Raw genomic sequence first — 21,650 nt, 5'->3', positions numbered from 1 at the left:
ACTGGTATTTATCGGTTTAAGAGGCCAATGTAAATAGTGGCTTTAGAAGGTTTTTGGTAATTGAGCAGCTATAGTTTTGTAGATATTAAAATGAATTAGAAGAATAAAAGGCATCTACTATCCGGTAGATGTCTTTTGTTGTGTTTGAATAGGTAAACTAAATAGTTACTTGAATATATTGCATTTGTTTGATACACTAAATGCTGACAATATTTTTGCTATATTATATCTCAAGTGGAATAAGGGACAATACTATTGTTAAAAATGGTGAATCAGTCAATACCTATAGTTATAGGAAATCATGCACTATAAGCTTATAAATTAGAATTTTCTAGTAACAGTGGTAACTTATGAGATATTTGAAGTTATCCCATTTATGTTTAAATATGATAACAGTTAATACTTGAATATTACGTGGTGGCGGAGCCACCAAATCTTCAGAATTAGAGCCACCTAATCCGTAACATAGAACCATTGAGTTGATGGTGGGAGCCACCCTTTGGATGGCTCCTTAATTGGGTCATATTATTCGGGTATTCGTCGCTTTCTCTGACGCATGGAAACATCCCCATCAATTATCATGGTATACGCTGATGGTATAACCCGATCAAGAATGGAGTCGGCCAGGGCGCTACCTCCCAGTCTTTCATGCCAACCTTCAGTAATAAACTGAGAACAGATGATAGTAGACGATTGTCTGCATCGGGACTCCATCAGTTCAAGCAAGTCCCTCTGTTCTGTATCAGATGCAGGAATCAGGAGAAATTCATCCAAAATCATCAGGGAATATTTCTGATACTGCTTCATGAGCTGCTGATATTTCCCTTGAACCCTTGCAGCTTCAAATTCGCTGAACAGTTCGGGGAGGCGGATGTATCTCGTTTTATAACCTGCGTGGCAGGCGTTGACACCAAGTGCATTGGAAATATATGTTTTGCCACATCCAGTGGCTCCTATAAGGATGACATTCAGGCGCTGACGGATATATTCATTATCGGCCAGGCTTTCCAAAAGATCACGGTTCAGATGCCTGTCTGGGAGATACTCAATATTTCCAAGAAAAGCGGATGAATTTGTGAATTTAGCATTCTTAATCAGACGCCTGATATTATTGTTATGTCTGGAATCGAATTCTGCATCTGCTAAAAGCGCCAGCCTTTCATGAAAAGATAATGACTGATATTCCTTCTCGTTCTCAACCTGCTTTTGATAAGCTTCCGCAAATGCCGGAAGACGCATGTTTTTCAGCTTCCTTGTTGTCTCATTCTTCATGGCTTCCACCTCTATAATAAGATGCACCTCTTACGCAGGCATACTTATTGGATGATGAGGAATAAGATTGGAGAGTTCCATCCCCCTTTTTATCTTGACCGGATTCGAGTATTAGTCTAATATTTTTATACCGGGGATTGGGAATTCGGATAAGTGCTATTCTGCATGCGTTTTCCAGGAGTTGAGGCGAGTATTTGTCTGCCAGTTTTAACAGGGACAGGCAACCCTTATAAGCCTGTTCCTCTACCCGGTATGAATCAAACAGTTTTTGCACAACTGGATATACCGTTGCGATGAAACCGCAGTTCCGGAATAACGGAAACCGTCAGTCCGGAACTGGGAAACCGCCATTAATGTTGATATTAGTATTTCTGTGCGGTAGAGTCACAGTTCCGGTGTGACGTTAACTACCTATTTGGGAATACTGGGCTACTACTATCTACCCAACTTGGTTTTTTTGGTTTTAGTTATTGTTATGGTCGTTTTTTTAAAGTAGCAGTGGCTGTGGGCAGTGTGGATAACGCGAAGCGTTATCCAAGCCTTGTGCGTCAACCCGAAGGGTTGTCCACAGGGCGGCACTGTCCACAGCCTAACGCAAGGACTAAGAGGCGGCTAAATGATTCTGGTTCTTGCGTTGCGCGCCAATGGCATGGAACCTCGCGCGGGTGGCTCTAATTCGTCATGTTTCACACCGCCCTTTAGTTCTTACTTATTCACTAAGCATTTTATCTAAACCGTAAACCTCACGCATGGAAACGTCTTTCGCCGGATCAATGCTTTCGATATTGATTTTATATGCATCATGAACGATACGATCCAGTATGGCATCCGCCAGCGGGCCATCGCTACCACCGAGCTGCTCATACCAACCATCTAATCTGTATTGTGAGCAGAAGATGGTGGAGGATTTCTTCCTGCGGCGATGTAATAATTCGAAGATGTCTTTACGCTCATTTTCATTTGGTTTTAACAGTAACCATTCATCTATAATCAGCAATAATGGATTAGCGTATTTCGCCATGACCTTTTTGTAGGTGCCTTCATTCCTTGCTATTTCAAGGTCAATTAGAAGGTCAGGGAGCCTTACATACCTTGTCGTATAATGCTGTTTGCAGGCTTCCATACCAAAAGCGCAGGCCATATATGTTTTACCGCTACCTGTGGCGCCGGTAATGAAAATATTACGGTATTCTGTGATATATTCACAGGTGGCCAGCCTGACGATAAGCTGCTTGTTTAGCTTGCGTCCGGATGTATAATCAATGTCCATGACACTGGCACCTGGCTGATCAAAATCAGCATTCCGGATCAGTCGTTTTAAACGGTTATTTTTTCGGTTGCTGTATTCTATGTCCACTAGCATGCCAAACCGATCCTCAAAAGGAACATCCTTCATTTTGGCATCAGTCAATTGATTGCGGAAAGAGTTGGACATGGCGGTCAAGCGCATTTCAATTAATTTATCAATAGTACTTTGGTTTGTCATAGATGTTTACCTCCTGTAATAGCCGGCACCTCTTGTAATGCCGTAGTTATTGTGTGTGGTTTCCGGTTTAACCGGTTCACTTGGTGACTTGTCCTGCCCAGTGGTAAGGATGTTTTAATACTCTTATAACTGGGGGTGGCTGTATAGGAAAGTGCCTTATTGCAGGCGGCTTCCAGACGCTCGACTGAATATTTGTCAGCCAGCTTTAAAAGCCCCATACAGCTTTTGTAAGTCTGCTGTTCCACACGTTTGGAGGTAAGTATGGCATCTACTACTTGATGCGTATTGCTTCCAATTTGCTCAGCCCATTTGCGGAAACGATCGCCGTTCCATTCCAGATATTTCTGGTGGTCTTCCGGCATGTGTTCTACTATGGTGCTGTACTGCCCTTTGCGTCCGTAAAGACGGCGATGGGAGGCTATGCGGTTTTGGTTATAGAAAATTTCAATTGTTTTATCTGTTATCCTGACGTTAACCTTACGTTTTATATATTCGTAAGGGGCCGAGTATAGCATTCCGCCGACGGATATGTGATAATTGAACTGAACGGTGACTTCTTTCCATTCGGCCAGTTCATAAGGGGTAGCAGGTAATGGCGCCAGTAATGGCAGTTCTTCGTCGCGGAAGAGACTTAACCGGCTGCCCTCTTTCTTTTGGAAAGGCCGGGCGTTGAAGGCCTCCAACTTCTCCCGAATAGCGCGATTTAATTCAGACAGTGAAAAGAACTGTTCATTTCTCATCGCAGCGGTAATCCATGTGGATATATTGCCTACAGAACCCTCTACGTTTGGCTTATCTTTGGGTTTTCTAACCCTGGCAGGAATGATGGCAGTACCGTAGTGTTCGGCCATCTCGTGGTAAACGGCATTTAACTGCTGATTGTACCAGCCACCTTTATGTATCACGGCAGTTTTGCAGTTGTCCGGGTTATACAGAATTCGGTATAAACCTGATTATGCCGCAGAAATGATTATCGGCAACGCATATAGAAAAGCCACATGATGACGGCTTCATATTTTAAAAGTGCGGAATAATTTTTTAATCCAAAGTATACAATTGTTTTCGGACATTAGGTTCCTTCCACAACATTTCACCTTCCAAGTGACCTTCATTTGCCTTTTTCATCGCTTCGCTCACCATTTCCCATGTGACAAAAGCATAGAAGCCGGATGTGGTATTCATGCTTGCGTGTCCAAGTAATTCCATGATCACAGGCAAAGGTACACCTGCTATATATAAGTGCATAGCCCGGCTCTTCCTTAACAAGTGACAATGAATTCTTTCCGGAATGTCTGGAACGCACAAACGAGCTTTATCCGCGTTTTCCTTTAAAATTCTGCTAACAGAGTCTACAGACAGTGGCCACAGCGAACCGGCCCTCTTTGTATAAAACAGCGGCGCGCCGCGATTCTCCCTGGGGTGAAACTCATTCAAGTATGATTGAATGAGTTTAGCAGTCTTGGGCGACAAATTGACGTTCCGCAACTTATCGCCTTTTCCGCGTAGAGTAACAAATGACTCACCGTCCGCGCTGGCTTTCTCATTTAAATACAGATCGTCCACCTTGATATCTACGAGTTCCTGAACTCTGGCGGCGCTATCATAGAGCAGTGATAGCATAGCTTTGTTTCGTCTGCCTATAAGTCTCCTGTTGTCTGGAGCATTCATAATAGCAGCCGTAGCTCCATTGGACATGTATTCAATCTTTTCTTTTCGAACCTTTTTCATCGGAAGCTCAAGTACTTCGCGGCTGATCGATTCATTGGTGATTACATGATGACCACAATATCGAAGAAATGTTTTAATCGCCGAAAGCCTTAAGTTACAGGTTCGCGGTTTGCAATTTTGTTCTTTAGACATCCAAACCATAAAACCTTCAATACACGCGGGCGTAAACGTTCCAATCGTGATAGTGTCTCTGGTAAATCCAGAATCCTCAAGATATTTGATTAAAGTCTCCAGTGCCTGTTTGTAGGCTTTTACAGTATTCTGGGAGACTTCTCGCGCATTTGGTAAATACACTTTAAGAAATGATCGGGCTAATGACCAGAACTCATTTACGTCAGCGTCTTGTTTTCTTTTACTCATATGGAACCTCCGGAACGTCAGGTATCATCCAGTCCAAGCTCTTTTTGATCTGGGATACCTCTTTTCGAATTGGTGGTGATAGATGGAAGTAATATTGGAAACTCTCCGGCAACTTATGCCCCATATGTCTCATTAAATATGGCCGCAGGACATTCACATCATCACCGTTTCGCATACACAATTCAACATTTCGATATAGAAGATGGTGACGAAAATCGTATAACCTGGGTCCCCCATGCTCCACGGCGGGGACATTGGACGTCCATATTTCCCTGAAGTGTTTGGCAAAGTCGTTACGGGATCGGCTTACGGATGCGGGAAATAGGTACTTGTGACGCGGAAAAATCTTTTCGATCACTAAATTGTATTTGAAAAGAAATTCAGATAACTCCTCGCTCATATACACAGACCGTTCACCGGTCTTGGCGTCAATAATGATGACTTCGCCGGTTTCAAGATTCACATTCTCCATCAATATTTTTAATTCACATGTCCTGACACCCATACAGTGCATAAATAAAAACGCCGCCGTAAGAACGATGTGCATGGATGGTTCTTTTTCATCCGGCTTCAATTCAGCGCATGCGCCAAAGAATATATCAATATCGTCTTCTGAAAATAGATATGGAGGCTTAGGAGACCTCCTTTGCGCGGCATCAACCGCAATCGTAAAAGCTTTGGCATGTCCAATGCTTGTAAGATATTTGCCGAAAACTCTGACTGGGTCTACCCGGCCAGCACGTGTATTCGGATGTTCATTGTCTCTTTTTAGAACCCATTTATCAGCCAATTGTTGAGGGGTCAGAGATTCGTTTTCTTTCGAGGCGCAAAACACATCGAAAGACCTCAGATGGTAACCGGAATTGAGATACTTAAATCCACAAGATTTTTTGAAGGCGACAAAAGCCGATATCTCTTCCGCATATGGGCCAGCGACGAAATTTTTATCAATGATAGTAAAAGCGTTTGAACAACCATTATTAGTAAGATAGTTACCGAATGCTTTAATAACGGAGGTACTTCTTCTGCTCTTGGAATAGCCGCGTTCCTCTTGGAAATGTATAAACGCGTCAGCCAGTTGCCGCAGAGACAATTTCAAATTAGATTGCTCATTACAAAATTTATCGAAGTCCTTTAGGCGAAACTCCTCATGTCTGTACTTCAAACCGGCAGATCTTTTCGTTTTAAGAAACGATACGATTTCTTCCGCAAACGAACCTGTGTACCCGGTAAATGGCGGTTTTGGCATATCTCCATTCGCATAAGGAACCACAAAAGATTTCGTACTACCCTGCATGGTGAGGTACATGCCTAACTCTCTAATCATCCCAATATTAGCGGTGTTTTTTTCTCTAACCTTCCCGCACCAGGCGTCTGCCAACTGCTGGGGAGTCAAAAATTCATTCTCCTTCATAGCGCAAAATTTATCGAAGGCTTTTAGACAGTACCCCTCGGAAATATATTTTCGACCCGCTGATCTTTTTTGATCAACAAACTCCTTGATTTCCCTGACAAAAGGACCAGAATTTATACCAAGCAGCCTAGGGGTGTTTCCTTTAGCGCTGAGTACAGTAAATGCTTTGGGGTGCCCCTGCGCGGTAAGGTACTGCCCGAGTTGCCTGACACAGCAACCACCATCATATTTTGGTTTATCATCACCTGACTTTACCCAGGCCTCAGCTAATTGTTGAGGAGTCAAGGCTTGGTTTTCCACCGCGGCACAAAATCTATTAAAGGCTTTTAGCGCAAACTCAGAACTTGTATACAGGGAGCCTGATTGTTGCTTGAAGTCAATAAATTCCTCGATTTCTTTAGTTAAGGGGCTGAGAAGCCTATCTTGTTGTTTTTTATAAGCCATTAGGTTGACAACCATTCTTTCATAGGATTCGGTATAGGCAGACAGATAGATCTCATCTTTTTCACATCCAGTTCAGTATACAAATCAACAGATTTTTCATCGACATGCCCGATAGCCGCAGCGGCATTTTGTACAGGGACACCTTTTGCAATCATTCGTGATACTAAACTGCGCCTTACTGCTCTCGGACAATGAAGTCCGTCCGCGACAAAAGTGACGCCGATTTTTTCTAAGGCAACTTTTAAAATGCAATTACAAACGGATGGAGTGAGTCCGCGGTATGGAGCCTTTTTTGTAAGAAAAATAAATTTCGCTCCTGTTCCTTTAGGGCGTTCTTCGGTCATATATCTGATAATCGCTGAACCCATCACAGGAAAGAGTTCAATATTCATGCCTTCGCCTGTTTTGCTTTGAATAAAGCCGATGTTGTCATTGTTCCAGTTAATATCATCAAGTTTGAGTTCGGTAATGTCAACCGGCCTCATGCCTGTCGCAAGCAGTATTGTCACTATCGCTTTTGATCTTAAATCCCCATCATCGCCCTCAATATATTTCCAAAGAGCTTCTACATTTTCAAAACTCATAGCACGGACTGGTTTGCTCTTGCGGGGGGCGCGAAAGCTCGAGAAAAGTATGGCGTTCACAGGGAATCCCGCAAATTTCAGGTAGGTTTTGAGTTGTGACGGTACAATCCGCATGCTTCTTGGCGACCATTTGGCGCCTAAATCAGTAATGAATTCCCGGATATCAATTGCCGTGACTTTAGAGAAATTGCTCTTTTTATTTTTATCCAGATAAAGTAGAAATTTTGTCGCTACCTGAAGATATGATTTTATCGTTTCCTTTCTTTTTTCTTGTTCTCTGAGATACTGATTATAGGTATTTAGATTTTCTCGAAGAGACTTGATTTGGATTTTATCAGCATCTTTTTCGTTAGTGAAAACAGGAGTAGTGTTGACGGCTGCCGCGATCAAGTTAAGAAGCGCTTTTCTTTGGACACTACTACGAGCAAGTTTAGGACTCTTTTGCATTCCTTCTTCAATATACTGAGCAATAAATTTTTCCGAGAGTTTTTCTGTGTTAAATAGGGCCGAGCTATGTTGGAGATCATTGAACCTTTCATTGTAGTGCCATATTGTACTCTGCGAGTATCTCTTTGCTTTTACCAGCGACTTTGCCTTCACAATCAGTTCCGAGATTGGAACCCGTTTTAATTCATTCGAAAGATTTATAAAATCAGTTAATCGAGGCATGTTTTCACATCCGTTCGTAGCATTTCAGCATTAAGTCTGTCCAGAATGTGAAAAATTATTCCGCACTTTTAAAATATGAAGCCGTCATCATGTGGCTTTTCTGTATGCGTCGCCGATAATCATTTCTGCGGCATAATCGGATACAAGTATTTTGGCTACGCCGCCAAAATACTCATACATGTGAACATGGGCGGTTATAAAGGCCTGCTGTTTTTCATTAATGAAGGCTTCCACATAAGCATATTGGCTATAGGTAATAACCCCGACAAACAAATGGACATCAATAATTTCACCAGTATCAGGATCTATGATGTGTGCAGGGTCGCCTGCCCAATCTACCTCCACCTGTTCACCCGGTTTACGCCCAATATGCATGGTTGCACGGCGTTTCTGCTCATCCTGCTGAATGTAATAGCAGAACTGGGAATACATGAGCGGCTCCTCACCGTTAAGGCGGCAATCTTCCATGTATTCCGTCCATAGGAGCTTTTTGCTGACTCCGTTTTTGAGCAGCTCTTTGCGGATATAGTTCAGGTCAGGCATACGTTTTTTGACGTTTTCCTGCCTTGTCTTGTGGAACAGGATTCCTTCTAATACAGCGTCAGTTTGATTGTCATCTAATGGCCAGGAAATATTTAATTCCTTTGCTCTATTGATGACCCGGTTGACCGTTTTCTTTGAAACACTGCTACTGTAAGCAATGTTCTGCTGACTAAATCCCAAGCTATGAAGCCTAAGGATTTCTCGGTACTTGGTCACTTAAAATGACCCCCTTCAAATGTATTTACATCATATTTATGATGCATAAATACATTATAAAGGAAGTTTCATTTGCGGTTTCTGCTACCGGAATAACGGTTTCCTTTCAGCCGGTATGACGGTTTCCTACAACCGGACAGGTGGTGTAATATCGCCCGGAATACTCAACTGCTAATAGTAATGAAATGTGAATTAAGCATGAAACAAAGAAAAAGCCGGGAGAAATATGTGCCTCGGCTTTTATAGCGTTATTAAATTATTAGATGATTCATTCGGAGATAAATTCAGTTTTTGAGATGGTGAAAGTTCAGTACTTAATACAGTTTGATAAAAAAATTATTCTTTGTTTGCAATAGGCTTGCACGTTTTATTATGCTCTTTATTACACATTGCATTAGTATAGTTAATTGTGTATAAGAAATTCCACTTATCAGCGTGTTTTAGCTCATCAGTATATATCTCTGTGAGCATATTTCTATAAGGTAAGAAACTTAAGCCGAATAAAATCTGTCGATACTTTTCAACTGCTGCCAGTTCGCCAAATTTTGCCTGTTGAATTCCATCTAAATAGCTTTTGGGCCTCTTGAAAGTCACATCCGGTGCTGGAGGAATATCTTTCCCCGTCAACTGGTAATATATTTCCCGGAACATTTTGTTATGCTTTCTTTCATCATCACGTATTGAGACTATAATACTTTTTTGCTCTTCAGACGGTGACATTCTAAGTAAATAATCATAAAACATCTCATCTTCTTTTTCACTTTGGACAGAGCTTTCTATTAATTGCAGGGCATTGGGGCAAGCATTTTGGGTATAGTACATATAAGTTGGGTAATATTTGTATTTTATATTCTTTAGCTTAATCTCATCAGACAATATTATGACCTCCTTTATTGCATGATATGAAAAAAATAAGTAATTTGCTATAATTTACATATATTGTTTGTGCTTAAATACTGACAGTTGATTAGGCAAAGAGGTAGAACCAGTATGATACAAAATTTTATGGCTAGATTTCTTTCTTAGATCTTTTGCTGGGGTTTGTTCGTGCGCCAAGCTAAGGGCGCATCATATAGTGGGTGGGAACCCCATTAGAAAAGGTTTAGCCAACCATTCTATAGCGAGTCTTGGGAGGCACGGGGTGACCCGTGTTTCTAAGCGTAGACAGCAAACTAGTAGGCCGGAAGCAAAAGCTGAAGTGATTTAGCCCCGAAATCCCCAAACGGGAGGGCCGATGTAGTGGACAGTGCAGAAGGCAACATCTGTCTAGTAGAGCAATTCTTAATTATCATTGAACCACAAATCGGCATGGTATATAATTTCCTATAATACATAACAGGTGGGGAGACCAAACTATGCCATTCATAAGTCAAAGAGCAAAATTAGATTTGACAACAGAAGAAATAAATAGATTAGAAAAAATTATACATTCAAGAACAGAAAGTGTGAGTCATATTGAACGGGCTAAAATGTTTCTCTTGTATCATCAAGGAGAAACAATAGCTTCAATTGGTAGAATATTAGAGACTAACCGTGCAAAAGTAGAACGACATACAGATAAAATTTTACAATTTGGCTTAGATATGGCACTCAATGATCTTCCTCGTTCAGGCAGGCCGGATACAATAACCAAGGAAGATAAAGCGTGGCTTGTTTCTCTTGCTTGCCAAAAACCTAAGGAATTTGGATATAGCTATGAATTATGGACAACAGATTTATTAGCCAAACATGCACGAAATCATTGTGTAGAAAATGGCCATCCAACCCTGCAAAATCTAGCAAAAGGTACAGTATCAAAAATACTTTCAGCAAACAATGTTAAGCCACATAAAATTAAATATTACTTGGAAAAAAGGGATCCAGAATTTGAACAAAAAATGGCTAACGTGTTATATGTCTATAAAGAAGTTGAAATGGTATCAAAAAATGATGAACAATCAATGTATGCTTATATATCATATGATGAAAAACCCGGTATTCAAGCTATAGAAAATATTGCTCCGGATCTTCCTCCTTCTCCTGGAACGTATTCATGTCTTGCTCGTGATTATGAATATGTTCGCCATGGTACACTTAGTCTCATGGCCGGTATTGATTTGGTAACAGGTCATATCTTAGCTCAAGTAGAAGACCGCCATCGTAGTATTGAGTTTGTAGAGTTTCTAAAAATGATAAGTGAGTACTACAAAGATATAGAGAAAATAGTAATTATATTGGACAACCACTCCGCTCATATTTCAAAAGAAACAAGGGCTTATCTTAGTACTGTCCCAAATCGTTTTGAATTTGTTTTTACACCAAAACATGGATCCTGGTTAAACTTAATTGAATCATTTTTTGGCAAAATGGCTAAATCAATGCTGAGGGCTATTAGGGTAAAAACTAAAGAAGAATTAAAAGATAGAATTTACAAATATATAAAAGAAATTAATGATTGTCCTACTGTTTACCGCTGGAAGTACAAAATGGATGATATTGAAATAATTTAAATTATTAGTAGAAATTATATTATTCAACTAGCTTATTGGTATGTTAATTAGGAATCGTTCTACTAGTCGATCAGGCAAGAACAGACAGGCCTCCCCGGGGTCGTAGAACCTAGCATGCTAGATATAGTCATGATACGTTAACTTGGGAGAAATTACTCATCCTTCAGAAAATTGGAGTATGGCCGACAAACGATAACAAAGTTAGAGAGCCAAAAGGTGGGTAAGTTGAATATACCGGTGAGAAAAAACACCTTGACTGCCGAAGTTGAACATTTAAACGGTTTAAGTTGAACACCTTGACCGCAAAAGCTGTACAATGAAAGCCGATTAGCCTCATGGTATACTTATGTCGCTCTTTTCTTTTATTAAAGCAAATCATAATATCACTCTCCTTGGAAAACCAATGCGATAAACCTCGGGAGTTTGAGGGCAGAGCCCCCATCAGCCGTCAGGCTGTTTTAAAGTTTGCCTTCCGGAGTGTTCAACTTCGCCGGTAGGGGTGTTCAGTTTCAAACGATCACACTGTTCAATCTCGCCGGTCTAATTGTTCATTTTTGCCCGGCATATTCATAAGTAGTCGGATTACTGCATAATACCAAAGATGCAGAGTAATGTCTGCGGAGGAAAGGCGGTAACATACTATCGTTCATACAAGGGACCCACAAACTACACAAACAGAGGTAGGTGTATTGTGTTAACAAAACTCACAGGAATAGCTAAGGTAGCCAATAGAAAACTACCTTTCTAAATTTTAAAGCACAATTACTAGAAACTTACTTTCAACCAACAATTTTTGCCAGCCCTCAAAGCCTTGAAAATAAAGGCTTGAGAGACATCTGAAAGTCTACACTACAAACGGCATTTTTTAAGTACAAATACAGTAAAATCAAAGCTTTGAGGGCGATTTAAGGTTGAACATGAGTATAAAAAAATAACACTGTTGATAACAGAACAATTCATATAATTGAGTATTAAATCACTTATATTTTTCGCTATTGTTGGAATAGTTTAATTGCTCAAAACAAAAGGGCTATATAGAAGGAACAGATTAATGTTAAAGAGTGGCCTAAATCACACATTTGCCGTTCGGTAAATGAAGAGCATTTGTCTAATGTGGATGTTGAAAAACCTGTACTCCAGGCAGAAATCAGATCGGGTATGTTTAAAATTATTGACGGAAAGCATAGAATGGAACGGGCTTATCGAAATGGTATTGAGGTTATATATTCCTTCATATTAAAAGGAGAACAGCTGCTACCTTACTGTGCAGATGTCCGGGGTTACAAAGCTTTTGTTGAGTATTGGAATTCAAAACTGTAAATTTACATTTTACTAAACTCCGAAAGGTACAAAGTGGCAGTTTAGTGACCCCTTTGTTTTTAGGGTGTTGTAATTTTTTACAAAACTGTATCTACATGGTACGGTATGATCGAACCTCCTACACATATACAGAGCTCGTTATTTGCTGTCAAATACAACGTTGAATTTTACGAGCTATTAGCATATAATAATTACAACACAATAAGATTTGGAGGTGTGAAAAATACCAAATATTAAACCGGTTTCAGATTTGAGAAATTATAACGAGGTTCTTCATTCTTGCCAGGTTGGGGAGCCCGTATTTTTGACCAGAAACGGTAGAGGTTGCTATGTGCTTATGGATATGCAGGAATATGAAAAGCAGCAGGCAGTTATTAAGCTTTTGTCAAAGCTTGTTGAGGCGAAGGATGCCATTAAAACAGGAGAGGAATGGAAATCCCTTGATGACCTCAAAAAAGCATTGGAGATCTAAAGATGAAATACAAAATTAGAATCAACCCTATGGCCATTGCTGATGTACAGCAAATAAAAGCCTACATTGCCGAAGATAATCAGGGAGCAGCTGCAAAGATGGGAACTTCCATTTATTCAAAGATAGAAAAGTTAGCTGATTTTCCTGAAATAGGAGTCTCGCTTGACACCAAGATCAATATAAAAACAAATTACCGTTTTCTTGTTTGTGGTGTTTATCTTATATTTTACAAGATTGAAGGAGAATTTGTTTCAGTTTATCGTATTTTGAATGGCGTGCGTGATTATCTGTCAATCCTTTTTTCAGATGAGCTGAGTGAGGACTAAAATCATCCTTAACAATAAATTCGGCATCCTTTCTAATAAGCATTACAGGATGTCCCAACCCATGAGAGTGATTTTTGAAACACAACCCCCCCTTGACAAATATTAATTTTAAAGTGATGAATGCTTGTCCAGGGATATAAAAATGACAGATGAACAAAGGCAAAAGATTAAAAAGCGTCCGCAGAGAGCATGCCGCCCTCAAATAAGCGGAAATATGGATTGCCGGGGTAGCGTTCCAACAATGTCTGATGAAGCCCGATTTATATAGCATGATAATCGTCATAAAAATTACATAACCATGGAATTGTAATTTCACCATGAAAAGGAGAGGTTTGTGATGGACAAGACTAATCCAGAGAAGGCTGTTAAAGAATTGACCATGTTGCTGATGTATTTAACAAGATTTAATGGACGGGGCCATCTTGGATCAGATTTAGATATGTCTTGGAAGGGATATGATTTTGATATTATTAGTGAACTGGATGAGGAAGATTACATCCGGCAGGGAAGCCGTCGCTCCAAATCCGTAGTAATAACAGATGAAGGTATGAAATTATCACGGGAATTATTGGCTAAGTATAATATATTAGATTGGAAGTAGCTATAAGCAGAAAAATGCTCTTACCTATGAATGTTTCTGAATTATCATAAACTTAAAATAGAATTGAGGCGTTATATATGGCATACAGTGATGCACTTTGGCGGGAAATCAAAGTGGCAGCCTCATTGACAATCTAAAGAAATTCGGGCATAATATCTTTAGATTTCTCAAGGAGGTAAAAATGCTATGCCAAATATAAAATCCAGTACAGACCTGCGTAACAACTATAACGATATCTCCACCTTCTGCCGTGAAAGCTGCGAACCTGTTTTTATCACAAAAAACGGACAGGGAGATTTGGTGGTCATGAGTATTGAGACTTATGAAGCGCTCAGCGGCAAGCTGGAACTCTATCGTCTGCTTAACGAAGGGAGAGCGGCTGTCAAAGCCGGAAAGAAACGTCCGCTTCACGAGGTCATGAAGGATATCAAACAGGGTATCTCCGATGGCGGAATATAGAGTAGACATATCCGAACCGGCCGAAAATGACCTCAGGGACATTGTCCGGTATATTGCTTCTCAACTGTCCGCTCCCACATCAGCGCTCCATATGATGGAGCTTCTTGAAGAAGCAATGGTGGGTTTGTCAGATATGCCGCAGCGCTGTCCGCTTGTCGCAGACGAACACCTATCCCAAATGGGGTACAGAAAGTTACCCGTAAAGAACTACGTTGTGTTCTTTTCAATTGATGAGAGGAACAAGGTGGTTGATGTCGAAAGAATTCTGTACGGCAGACGCGACTGGCTCAGAATTTTATAATGTGTACAGTAACAGGGTTGCTCTATAAAAAGGAGTCGCCCTGTTTTGCGTGTAAGCGGCTGTGGAATTCCTGACATATAGAAGCCTGCAGGTTCGACCAATCGTTCGTGCTATAATTTTATGAAGAAAAAAAGAATACCTTCGGAAATTGGTTTGTTAATGGACAAATGGAAGAAGGATAGTGTAAGGTTGTAATTAAAAATATAATGGTGGTTCAGATGGAAAATAGTGAATTGATGGATGAATTGCAAAAGGAACTCAATTTAGAGCAGTATATGATAAGTGAGCTGTCAAGTGCCTTTGAGATTGAGTCAAATACCGCTATGAAAGTCAAGCGCGAGATTGAAAAAAAGAGGATGTTATTGCAAGGTATTATAAAAAATATGGATGGGATTTGATGTGGCATGGATAAAAGTTTATATGGCAAAGAGCTTGCAAAATACAAGCTTGACTATTTAGGTGGACATGAAAACATTGATGCAGTACTTATGAATCCGGATATCATCATTTACGATAAGGGTATAGTGATTTCCTCCTCGCTTAATAAAAATTTTATATATTTAAGATGGGATAAGATAGAATCCGTTGTTTATTATAGAGAATCGACAGAAAAAATTGAAATTGACTATGAGGAACAAAAAACAGTAACTCTGGAAAAAGCGGATGAAAGTACTGATGTCATGGATATGCTGTTAAAAATAAAAAGTGCATCCCCTGATACGGAAATTCTGGAAAAGGCAGAAATTCACAAAAATTCTAAAGAAGAATCTGAAGAAGCTTTCTTCCCTCTTGATGAACAGGATTTAAGAATTTACGCACGTTTAGGAGACATTAAAGAGAATGTTATGCTGGAAGCCTATAAAAAGTGGAAAAACTATTTGAGTAAAACTCTAAGATTTCCCTTTGAAGCGGAAATATCTGAGGAGCAGAGGGGCGGATCATTGCAAGAAGGAGATAAACTTACTGTTTTAAGCATTGATAGCACAGATGATTTATATGGAATACTTGTTAATATTGCAAAAAAGAAAAAACGATATGTTTTTCCACTTTGTGATCTTGAAGTGGTCGATGTGAAGTCCGAAAATTATTTGCCTGTAAATGATTATAGTTACTGGTTTACAAACTATAGATAGCTTTCTGTTTAATGTAACTTTGAGAGTGCTGTTTTTGTAATGTCATAGGATATTGAGCATCATTAAAAGTATGTCAAAGTATATACCGGATATTAATATCTTTATAGGTATCCTTATTAAAAAAGAAGCGCTTGTTTATGTTATTCTCGACACCGCTTATTTGCTTGTCCCATGTTTTCTAAAATCCAAACCGTGTATTGACACTAGTTGGAATATAGGATATACTAGCCTTGCTGGCGTGTATTAACACTATATTTTTAAAGGGGTGGATAAAACTGAATGAACCAACAACTACATTAGCATTTATGCAGGAAGTATTAAAATCTTATAAAAAGACCGCTTCTTTACAAAAGACAGCGGATGAACTGAAAATTTCGTATGCAAAGGTTAGAAAAATTCTTATTACATTAGGGGAATACGAAACGGATTTTAGCCTGGAGGTTGGAAAAAGAAGAAGTATGGGCAAAAGCATTTCAGAAATTGCTGCTGAATTAGATACATCAGCAAACAGAGTTACTGCATTTTTGCCATATGAAAAAAATCTTTATACGGGCCCGGAACCAACAATAGACGCTAAAAAGAGTAAATCATATAGAAAAAGAATTAATATTGCCCGTGAAAACTTTGTAAACAAGCCAATAAATAAAGATGACAAAAGAAATTTGCCAATAAGAAAGGAAAAGTTTATGACCAATAAATGTTATCACAATAAAAATGTGTTTAAAGCAATACATCTTCATCTGGAATTAAAAGACAACCATTTGGATGACGCAGAGAAAGCGATTCTGCACAAATACGGAGAATCATCAACAGGAGACTCAATCAGCAGAGATATTTTAATTCCATCCGATATGCTTCTTCATAACTTGCACTATGCGATACAAAGATTATTTGGATGGCAGAATTCTCATTTACGCAGATTTATTTTGCCTGAGGAAGTCTATAACAGGTTAACAGGTGGAACTGTAAAAGGGTGGGCTGATTTAGTCGGTATACTTTTCCAGCCTCCTAGTGAGTGTGAGCATGATGTTTTTTGGGATGATGACTACCAAAGTGGGAGTATAAAAACATGGCTTAAGAAAAAATATACAGGGCCATATTTCTTCAATGGTATTACAGAAGATTATGAATGGGCTCAAAATGATATTAAACAATTAATTAAGCAGTTTCCAATTCTTGAGGTTCAGGAATCTTTTAGTGATTATATGAATAGGAGTAGGGGAAAGGGTAAAGAAAAACTACGAATTATAAAAAAAGCACCGTTTATTGAATTAACTCTGGAAGAAATGAATAATTCCATTACTATGGAGAGTGGGGTAGAAAGCTTGCTTGAACGCCTTGAAGTAGCAGCGGTTCTAGCTTTCAATGATGAGAATGTTTGTAATGATAATGATATCTTTCCGGTAACACATAAACTGATCTACAATTATGATTTTGGAGATGATTGGACAATAATCATTACTAAGGAAAGGGATTGCAAGGAATTACTTCAAAAGGCCTATATTTCAAAAGAGGAACTATTGGATGCAGAAGCGACGGTATTAACAAAACATAAGCCTGTATGCATCCATAAGGACGGAGTATTTGTTCTTGATGATGTAGGAGGAATGCATGGCTTTATAAGTTTCCTGAGGGATATTTATGAAGGTGAAGACAAAGAAGAACGAAATAATTCTAAGGCATGGGCACAAAGCCTTGGGTGGAGCAAGAGAAAAATTTCAAACAAACTGATTTTGTAAAGAAAATGGAATACTGAAGTTTTGTAGTTTCTGGAGAATACGTGGTAATACCAAATCAAAACGGGGTATTATCAAGCATGAAAACTAATTGTCCTAAAGGAATAACTGTATCTAGTCTATATTTAACCCCAGCCAGTTCTGACGGTAGGAGAGATTGGATTGCGGAGTATGAAGCAGAAGTAAGGCTCAAGCAATCAAATAATCTAAATACATCAAATGATCAAAATATTCTTCAAATTCTAAAACGTCTTGATATATAATCTTTCCCATACTCCCGTTAAAATAAACCGGGGTTAACTTAATGCTTGAGCTTGTAAAAAATGTGCGAAATATAACAAAAAAGCCTGAGGGGATTAACCCTCGGTTTTTTGTGTTTTATAAACAACTTGTAAATACACGCCACACCTAACCTTTAGAGTAAGGGACAGTTTATCTGTCCTTATTTTAATTTTAGGGAGGCATTTAATATGGCTTACATTCACGTTTACATGACCCCGACCGCTGGCGGTACAGACGGAACTCAAGTTTTGGAAGGCACAGGTACTCAGTCGATCACAGTTACCTTAAACGTGTGAAGTATGCCAATATTTTTTTTCGGATAAAGACTTGTATCCTACGATAACAGCCGACTATAAGGGTATAAAGCATAAGTTCAACTCATTATATCGGACAAATAAACCGGGGTTGACTTATTGCTTTAGCTTGTATAAACGGTATTCGGTTAAAACGAGTTTAAAATCACATCGCCTAACAATTATAATAAAAGTTAAATAAAGGAGATGTTGAGGGCGGCAGGGCCATCCCTCTCTCTATAAGGTTTTATAAAAACACCATTGAGTTAATATATGTAGGTATGATTGACATTCTCCCCAGGCTAAAGCCCTTATCTTTACCCATAAGTCCTTGAGTAAGATAGAATGAATCTGCTTATGCTATACGCAGAAAATGTGTGATAAATTACCCAAATCGGTTATGATGCTTAAATATGGTAATGGACGCATTGTCAAAAATTTTCTAAAATTGTCTCATGAATAATTTACCTGTATCTCTCAAACCAACAAATCAATCAATGCTTTGGGCAACTAAAGAGTGCGGTACGGCTAACTTTGGTGATACCCGTCTCACTCATCGACTGGTTTCACTGGTTGCAAGCCTTATTGAGCATCCAGAAAAATCTTTGCCTGAAGCACTTGGTCAGTGGAGCGATGTCAAGGCTGCCTATCGTTTCTTTGATAACGAGAAAGTAACTGTTGAAGCCATATATGATGCACACAGAAAGGCCACTATAGAAAAAATCAAGAATCAACCGGTGGTTTTGGCCATCCAAGATACCACCATTTTCAACTATACCTTACATCGAGAAATAAAAGGGTTGGGACCTATCGGTCAAGCGGGTCTTTCCGGCTTCTTTCTACATTCTTGTCTTGCTGCATCCGCTGAAGGAGTTCCATTAGGAATCTTGGCCCATCGCTTATGGGTACGTTCACTAGAACCCAAGGAGAAAACACATAAAAAGCGACCTATCGAAGACAAGGAAAGTGTTCGCTGGATTGATGTTACCCGGGAAGTAGCCGAAACGGTTTCTCCCTTTACCAAAGTAGTAATGGTGGGTGACAGAGAAAGTGATATTTTTGACCTCTTTCTCCTAGCCAGTGCTAATCAGTATGATATCTTGGTCCGTGCCGCTTGGAACTGCCGCATTGATCAGTCGCATGATTACCTATGGCCTGTTGTTGAAAGCGCCCCGGCATTGGGCCGTACGGTTATCAATATACCACGTGCCGATAAGCGCCCGGAACGAAAGGCTGTTGTTCTTACTTTACAGGCTGCCACTGTTACCTTAAAACCACCGAAACATCGGGGGAAAGAAAAATTAGCTGCACCTACTCTTAATGCCCTGCTTGTTCATGAACAATCGCCACCCGAAGGAGAAAAGCCAATAGAGTGGATGCTGTTAACTACCCTGCCTGTTACTACCATTGATGATGCACTGCAATACTTAACCTGGGATACCTATCGCTGGCGGATTGAGCGGTATCATTATATTTTGAAAAGCGGTTGCCAAGTAGAAAAACTTCAATTAGAAACTAAAGACCGTCTTATGCGTGCTATTGCCGTGTATAGCATGGTAGCTTCTCAATTACTTTGGCTTACTTATCAAGCCAGGCAAACTCCTGATGCACCTTGCACAATTGTTCTTAGTAACAGTGAATGGGGTGCCCTTTACGCTGCTATTCATAAGATAACTATTTTACCCGATAACCCACCAAACTTACAAACAGCAGTACTTTGGATTGCCAAGCTTGGCGGTTTTCTCGGACGTAAAAGGGACGGTTACCCCGGCCTTAAGGTCCTCTGGCGTGGCTTCCGGCGTCTTCAAGATCTAACCACTATGTGGGATCTTTTTCATCCATCTGATACTTGTGGGTAAAGATAAGGGCTAAAGCCAGAGGATTCCGAGGTCGAACCACGAGGGCAGTACAATCACCTCTAAGCAGTCGCTTACGCCGCTGCCTTACTTTTTCTTTTTCTGGGCTACCGGTGGTGGGGTGTATTTAGAACCTGCACCCGGTAGGGATTTAATAATATACCCTTATCCAGGACGGAAAAATCCCCATCCGACCGGTACTTGCGGATGATATTCGCTGCACCGTTGATGTCGGCATGAATAACACAACCGTTTTTTGTTCGATACAACCCCCGCTTAATCCGTCTACCGCTGAAGGTGTATTCATTTTTGTTCGCGGGATCGTACTCCGGCAAAAAATCCTTATCAAGGAAGCTGGCTTTACTGGTGTAGCTTTCCTCTACCTCAATATAGGTGATACCGTACTTATCGCAGATGTTTTTCAGAACACGCCGGAACTTCCAGAGGGGGATTTGTACAAAGTTCTGGTTGTTAACAAGGCCAATGTTGACTCCCCGCTTTTGTTCCTTATTTACACCAACTACCACGGTGCCAATCTCCAGGGAGATACTGAATTCCACAATATGTTTGGCAGCTTTCCGCAAGTAGTCGGTGATAAAGTTTTCCCGGGATACGGCAAGAGCAGCCAGCTTGTAGGTTTCACTCTTAATGTTGTGCAGGTCTTTAATCGACTGCAGTCTGGCTCTTTCTTTGTTATACCACTGGTTGGCGGCCTTGAGTTGCTTGCCGTCAATTAATAAGACATGCCCGGTGGTGGATGCACAGGCAGCCAGGTTATCTACATCCAGATCTATGCCCAGGATGCGATTGTTATCCAGGGAAGGCAGCACTACTGGCTTGTCATGATAGATTATACTCCACTTCAAAGAAGCGGGTCTTATGAGCCGGATTTATGCGTACCTCCCGAATACTGGTTTTATCTAATCGCTCGGGAAACGAAAAGCAAAGGTCACTTTGGATTGTTTTAGATTATATGGAATTATTTTTTAATCATTTATGTAAATTAGTTACTACGTTCTTGGCGTAGCCAACAGTATAGCAGGATATATCCAAATATCATTTTTCTGTACTACTCCTAAAATTATAAAAAGCCAGCAATATCAAGACTTGCTGAGTTCAAAAATAGCTTATAAAACGATAAATTAATTTATTTCGTAAACGTATGCTAGAGGCTTAACTGAAACTATTTTTCAGAATAAAAATATCCGTAAACTTATATGTGAGGGGGATTGTTACATTTGCCAATACTGTGGAATTATAACAAGCATCAATGGTGTTGTTGAGCATATAATTCCTACATATGAAAGGGGTGTTACAAAGCCATATAACCTAGTTTATGCTTGTTAAAAATATAACACTTTGAAACGAAGGCAAGTTCGGATTGCCATGAGTTTTGAAGTTATTACAAAAAATGAATGGAAAGAAAAAGTATTATTAGAGCAGTAAAAAATTTTAGAAAATAAAAATAGTCAATATTAGAAGTCCTCGGAGGGATCTGAAAACATATATGACAGACTACCTTGTCTTAATAATCATAACTTTTCTCATTTAATTCATGAGGGTTTTAATCAACCCGTTTCACCCAAGTTGTCATACTGTGTAAACCATATGTCATTGGGGGGAAGCTATTTTATTTAAGTTGTGGTCACTTGGGCAAGATCAAGAA

19 protein-coding genes and 2 pseudogenes are annotated in these 21,650 nt (G+C 39.8%); 11 read left to right on the top strand and 10 right to left on the bottom strand.

What is annotated here, in order from left to right; genetic code table 11:
• Nucleotides 1-525 precede the first annotated feature (525 nt).
• From istB (DTOX_RS10880) to DTOX_RS10840, 9 genes and pseudogenes are all read right to left on the bottom strand, one after another.
• Nucleotides 526-1,272, bottom strand: a complete 747-nt coding sequence (gene istB, locus DTOX_RS10880) for an IS21-like element helper ATPase IstB (RefSeq protein ID WP_015757741.1) — start codon at nt 1,270-1,272, stop codon at nt 526-528.
• Nucleotides 1,262-1,546, bottom strand: coding sequence for a hypothetical protein (locus DTOX_RS10875; RefSeq protein WP_042315713.1), 285 nt, complete (start codon nt 1,544-1,546; stop codon nt 1,262-1,264). The genes istB (DTOX_RS10880) and DTOX_RS10875 overlap by 11 nt, the downstream gene beginning before the upstream one ends.
• 435 nt (nt 1,547-1,981) lie before the next feature.
• A complete protein-coding gene (gene istB, locus DTOX_RS10870; protein WP_015757740.1) occupies nt 1,982-2,758 on the bottom strand; it encodes an IS21-like element helper ATPase IstB in 777 nt (258 codons plus the stop codon).
• Nucleotides 2,759-2,764: 6 nt separating this feature from the next.
• Nucleotides 2,765-3,708, bottom strand: a pseudogene (locus tag DTOX_RS24310) (Mu transposase domain-containing protein); the annotation flags it as partial.
• 88 nt (nt 3,709-3,796) lie between these two features.
• Nucleotides 3,797-4,846 carry a tyrosine-type recombinase/integrase gene (locus DTOX_RS10860; RefSeq protein ID WP_015757738.1) on the bottom strand — a complete coding sequence of 350 codons (1,050 nt, stop codon included), beginning with the start codon at nt 4,844-4,846 and terminating at the stop codon, nt 3,797-3,799.
• Nucleotides 4,839-6,704 (bottom strand): tyrosine-type recombinase/integrase, encoded by a 1,866-nt coding sequence (locus DTOX_RS10855; RefSeq protein ID WP_015757737.1) that lies wholly within the window; start codon nt 6,702-6,704, stop codon nt 4,839-4,841. Before DTOX_RS10855 ends, DTOX_RS10860 begins: the two co-directional genes overlap by 8 nt.
• Entirely contained in the window at nt 6,704-7,957 is a 1,254-nt protein-coding gene (locus tag DTOX_RS10850) for a tyrosine-type recombinase/integrase (RefSeq protein WP_015757736.1), read from the bottom strand. The genes DTOX_RS10855 and DTOX_RS10850 overlap by 1 nt, the downstream gene beginning before the upstream one ends.
• Nucleotides 7,958-8,086: 129 nt before the next feature.
• Nucleotides 8,087-8,716, bottom strand: a pseudogene (locus DTOX_RS10845) (transposase); the annotation flags it as partial.
• A 336-nt stretch (nt 8,717-9,052) separates the two neighbouring features.
• Nucleotides 9,053-9,592, bottom strand: a complete 540-nt coding sequence (locus tag DTOX_RS10840) for a ferritin-like domain-containing protein (protein ID WP_015757734.1) — start codon at nt 9,590-9,592, stop codon at nt 9,053-9,055.
• A 479-nt stretch (nt 9,593-10,071) separates the two neighbouring features.
• Between DTOX_RS10840 and DTOX_RS10835 the strand changes: the two genes are divergently transcribed.
• The 11 genes from DTOX_RS10835 (at nt 10,072) to DTOX_RS10780 (ending at nt 19,987) form a co-directional block, all read left to right on the top strand.
• Nucleotides 10,072-11,205: an IS630 family transposase gene (locus DTOX_RS10835; RefSeq protein WP_015757733.1), complete on the top strand. Its 1,134-nt coding sequence runs from the start codon at nt 10,072-10,074 to the stop codon at nt 11,203-11,205.
• 1,113 nt (nt 11,206-12,318) lie between these two features.
• Nucleotides 12,319-12,525: a hypothetical protein gene (locus tag DTOX_RS10830; protein ID WP_015757732.1), complete on the top strand. Its 207-nt coding sequence runs from the start codon at nt 12,319-12,321 to the stop codon at nt 12,523-12,525.
• Nucleotides 12,526-12,748: 223 nt separating this feature from the next.
• Nucleotides 12,749-12,997, top strand: a complete 249-nt coding sequence (locus DTOX_RS10825; RefSeq protein ID WP_015757731.1) for a type II toxin-antitoxin system Phd/YefM family antitoxin — start codon at nt 12,749-12,751, stop codon at nt 12,995-12,997.
• 2 nt (nt 12,998-12,999) lie between these two features.
• Nucleotides 13,000-13,323, top strand: a complete 324-nt coding sequence (locus tag DTOX_RS10820; RefSeq protein WP_015757730.1) for a type II toxin-antitoxin system RelE/ParE family toxin — start codon at nt 13,000-13,002, stop codon at nt 13,321-13,323.
• 337 nt (nt 13,324-13,660) lie between these two features.
• Nucleotides 13,661-13,924 carry a DUF6429 family protein gene (locus DTOX_RS10815; RefSeq protein ID WP_015757729.1) on the top strand — a complete coding sequence of 88 codons (264 nt, stop codon included), beginning with the start codon at nt 13,661-13,663 and terminating at the stop codon, nt 13,922-13,924.
• 186 nt (nt 13,925-14,110) lie between these two features.
• Nucleotides 14,111-14,383, top strand: a complete 273-nt coding sequence (locus DTOX_RS10810) for a type II toxin-antitoxin system Phd/YefM family antitoxin (protein ID WP_015757728.1) — start codon at nt 14,111-14,113, stop codon at nt 14,381-14,383.
• Nucleotides 14,370-14,684: a type II toxin-antitoxin system RelE/ParE family toxin gene (locus DTOX_RS10805; RefSeq protein WP_015757727.1), complete on the top strand. Its 315-nt coding sequence runs from the start codon at nt 14,370-14,372 to the stop codon at nt 14,682-14,684. The genes DTOX_RS10810 and DTOX_RS10805 overlap by 14 nt, the downstream gene beginning before the upstream one ends.
• Nucleotides 14,685-14,902: 218 nt before the next feature.
• Nucleotides 14,903-15,082 (top strand): hypothetical protein, encoded by a 180-nt coding sequence (locus DTOX_RS10800; protein ID WP_015757726.1) that lies wholly within the window; start codon nt 14,903-14,905, stop codon nt 15,080-15,082.
• Nucleotides 15,083-15,088: 6 nt separating this feature from the next.
• Nucleotides 15,089-15,817, top strand: a complete 729-nt coding sequence (locus DTOX_RS10795) for a calcium-binding protein (protein WP_015757725.1) — start codon at nt 15,089-15,091, stop codon at nt 15,815-15,817.
• A gap of 230 nt (nt 15,818-16,047) precedes the next feature.
• On the top strand, nt 16,048-17,556 hold the full coding sequence (locus DTOX_RS10790; protein WP_015757724.1) for an IS1096 element passenger TnpR family protein: 1,509 nt from the start codon (nt 16,048-16,050) through the stop codon (nt 17,554-17,556).
• Between the two features lie 1,069 nt (nt 17,557-18,625).
• Complete coding sequence (locus DTOX_RS10780) at nt 18,626-19,987, top strand: IS4 family transposase (protein WP_157862921.1); 1,362 nt, start codon at nt 18,626-18,628, stop codon at nt 19,985-19,987.
• A gap of 104 nt (nt 19,988-20,091) precedes the next feature.
• Here the strand turns inward: DTOX_RS10780 and DTOX_RS10775 are convergent, their stop codons facing one another.
• A complete protein-coding gene (locus DTOX_RS10775) occupies nt 20,092-20,850 on the bottom strand; it encodes an RNA-guided endonuclease TnpB family protein (RefSeq protein ID WP_052292936.1) in 759 nt (252 codons plus the stop codon).
• Nucleotides 20,851-21,650: the final 800 nt, after the last annotated feature.

It is taken from the genome of Desulfofarcimen acetoxidans DSM 771 (genome assembly GCF_000024205.1).
Classification (GTDB): Bacteria; Bacillota; Desulfotomaculia; order Desulfotomaculales; family Desulfofarciminaceae; genus Desulfofarcimen; species Desulfofarcimen acetoxidans.
This window is presented reverse-complemented; position numbering and strand designations above follow the sequence as displayed.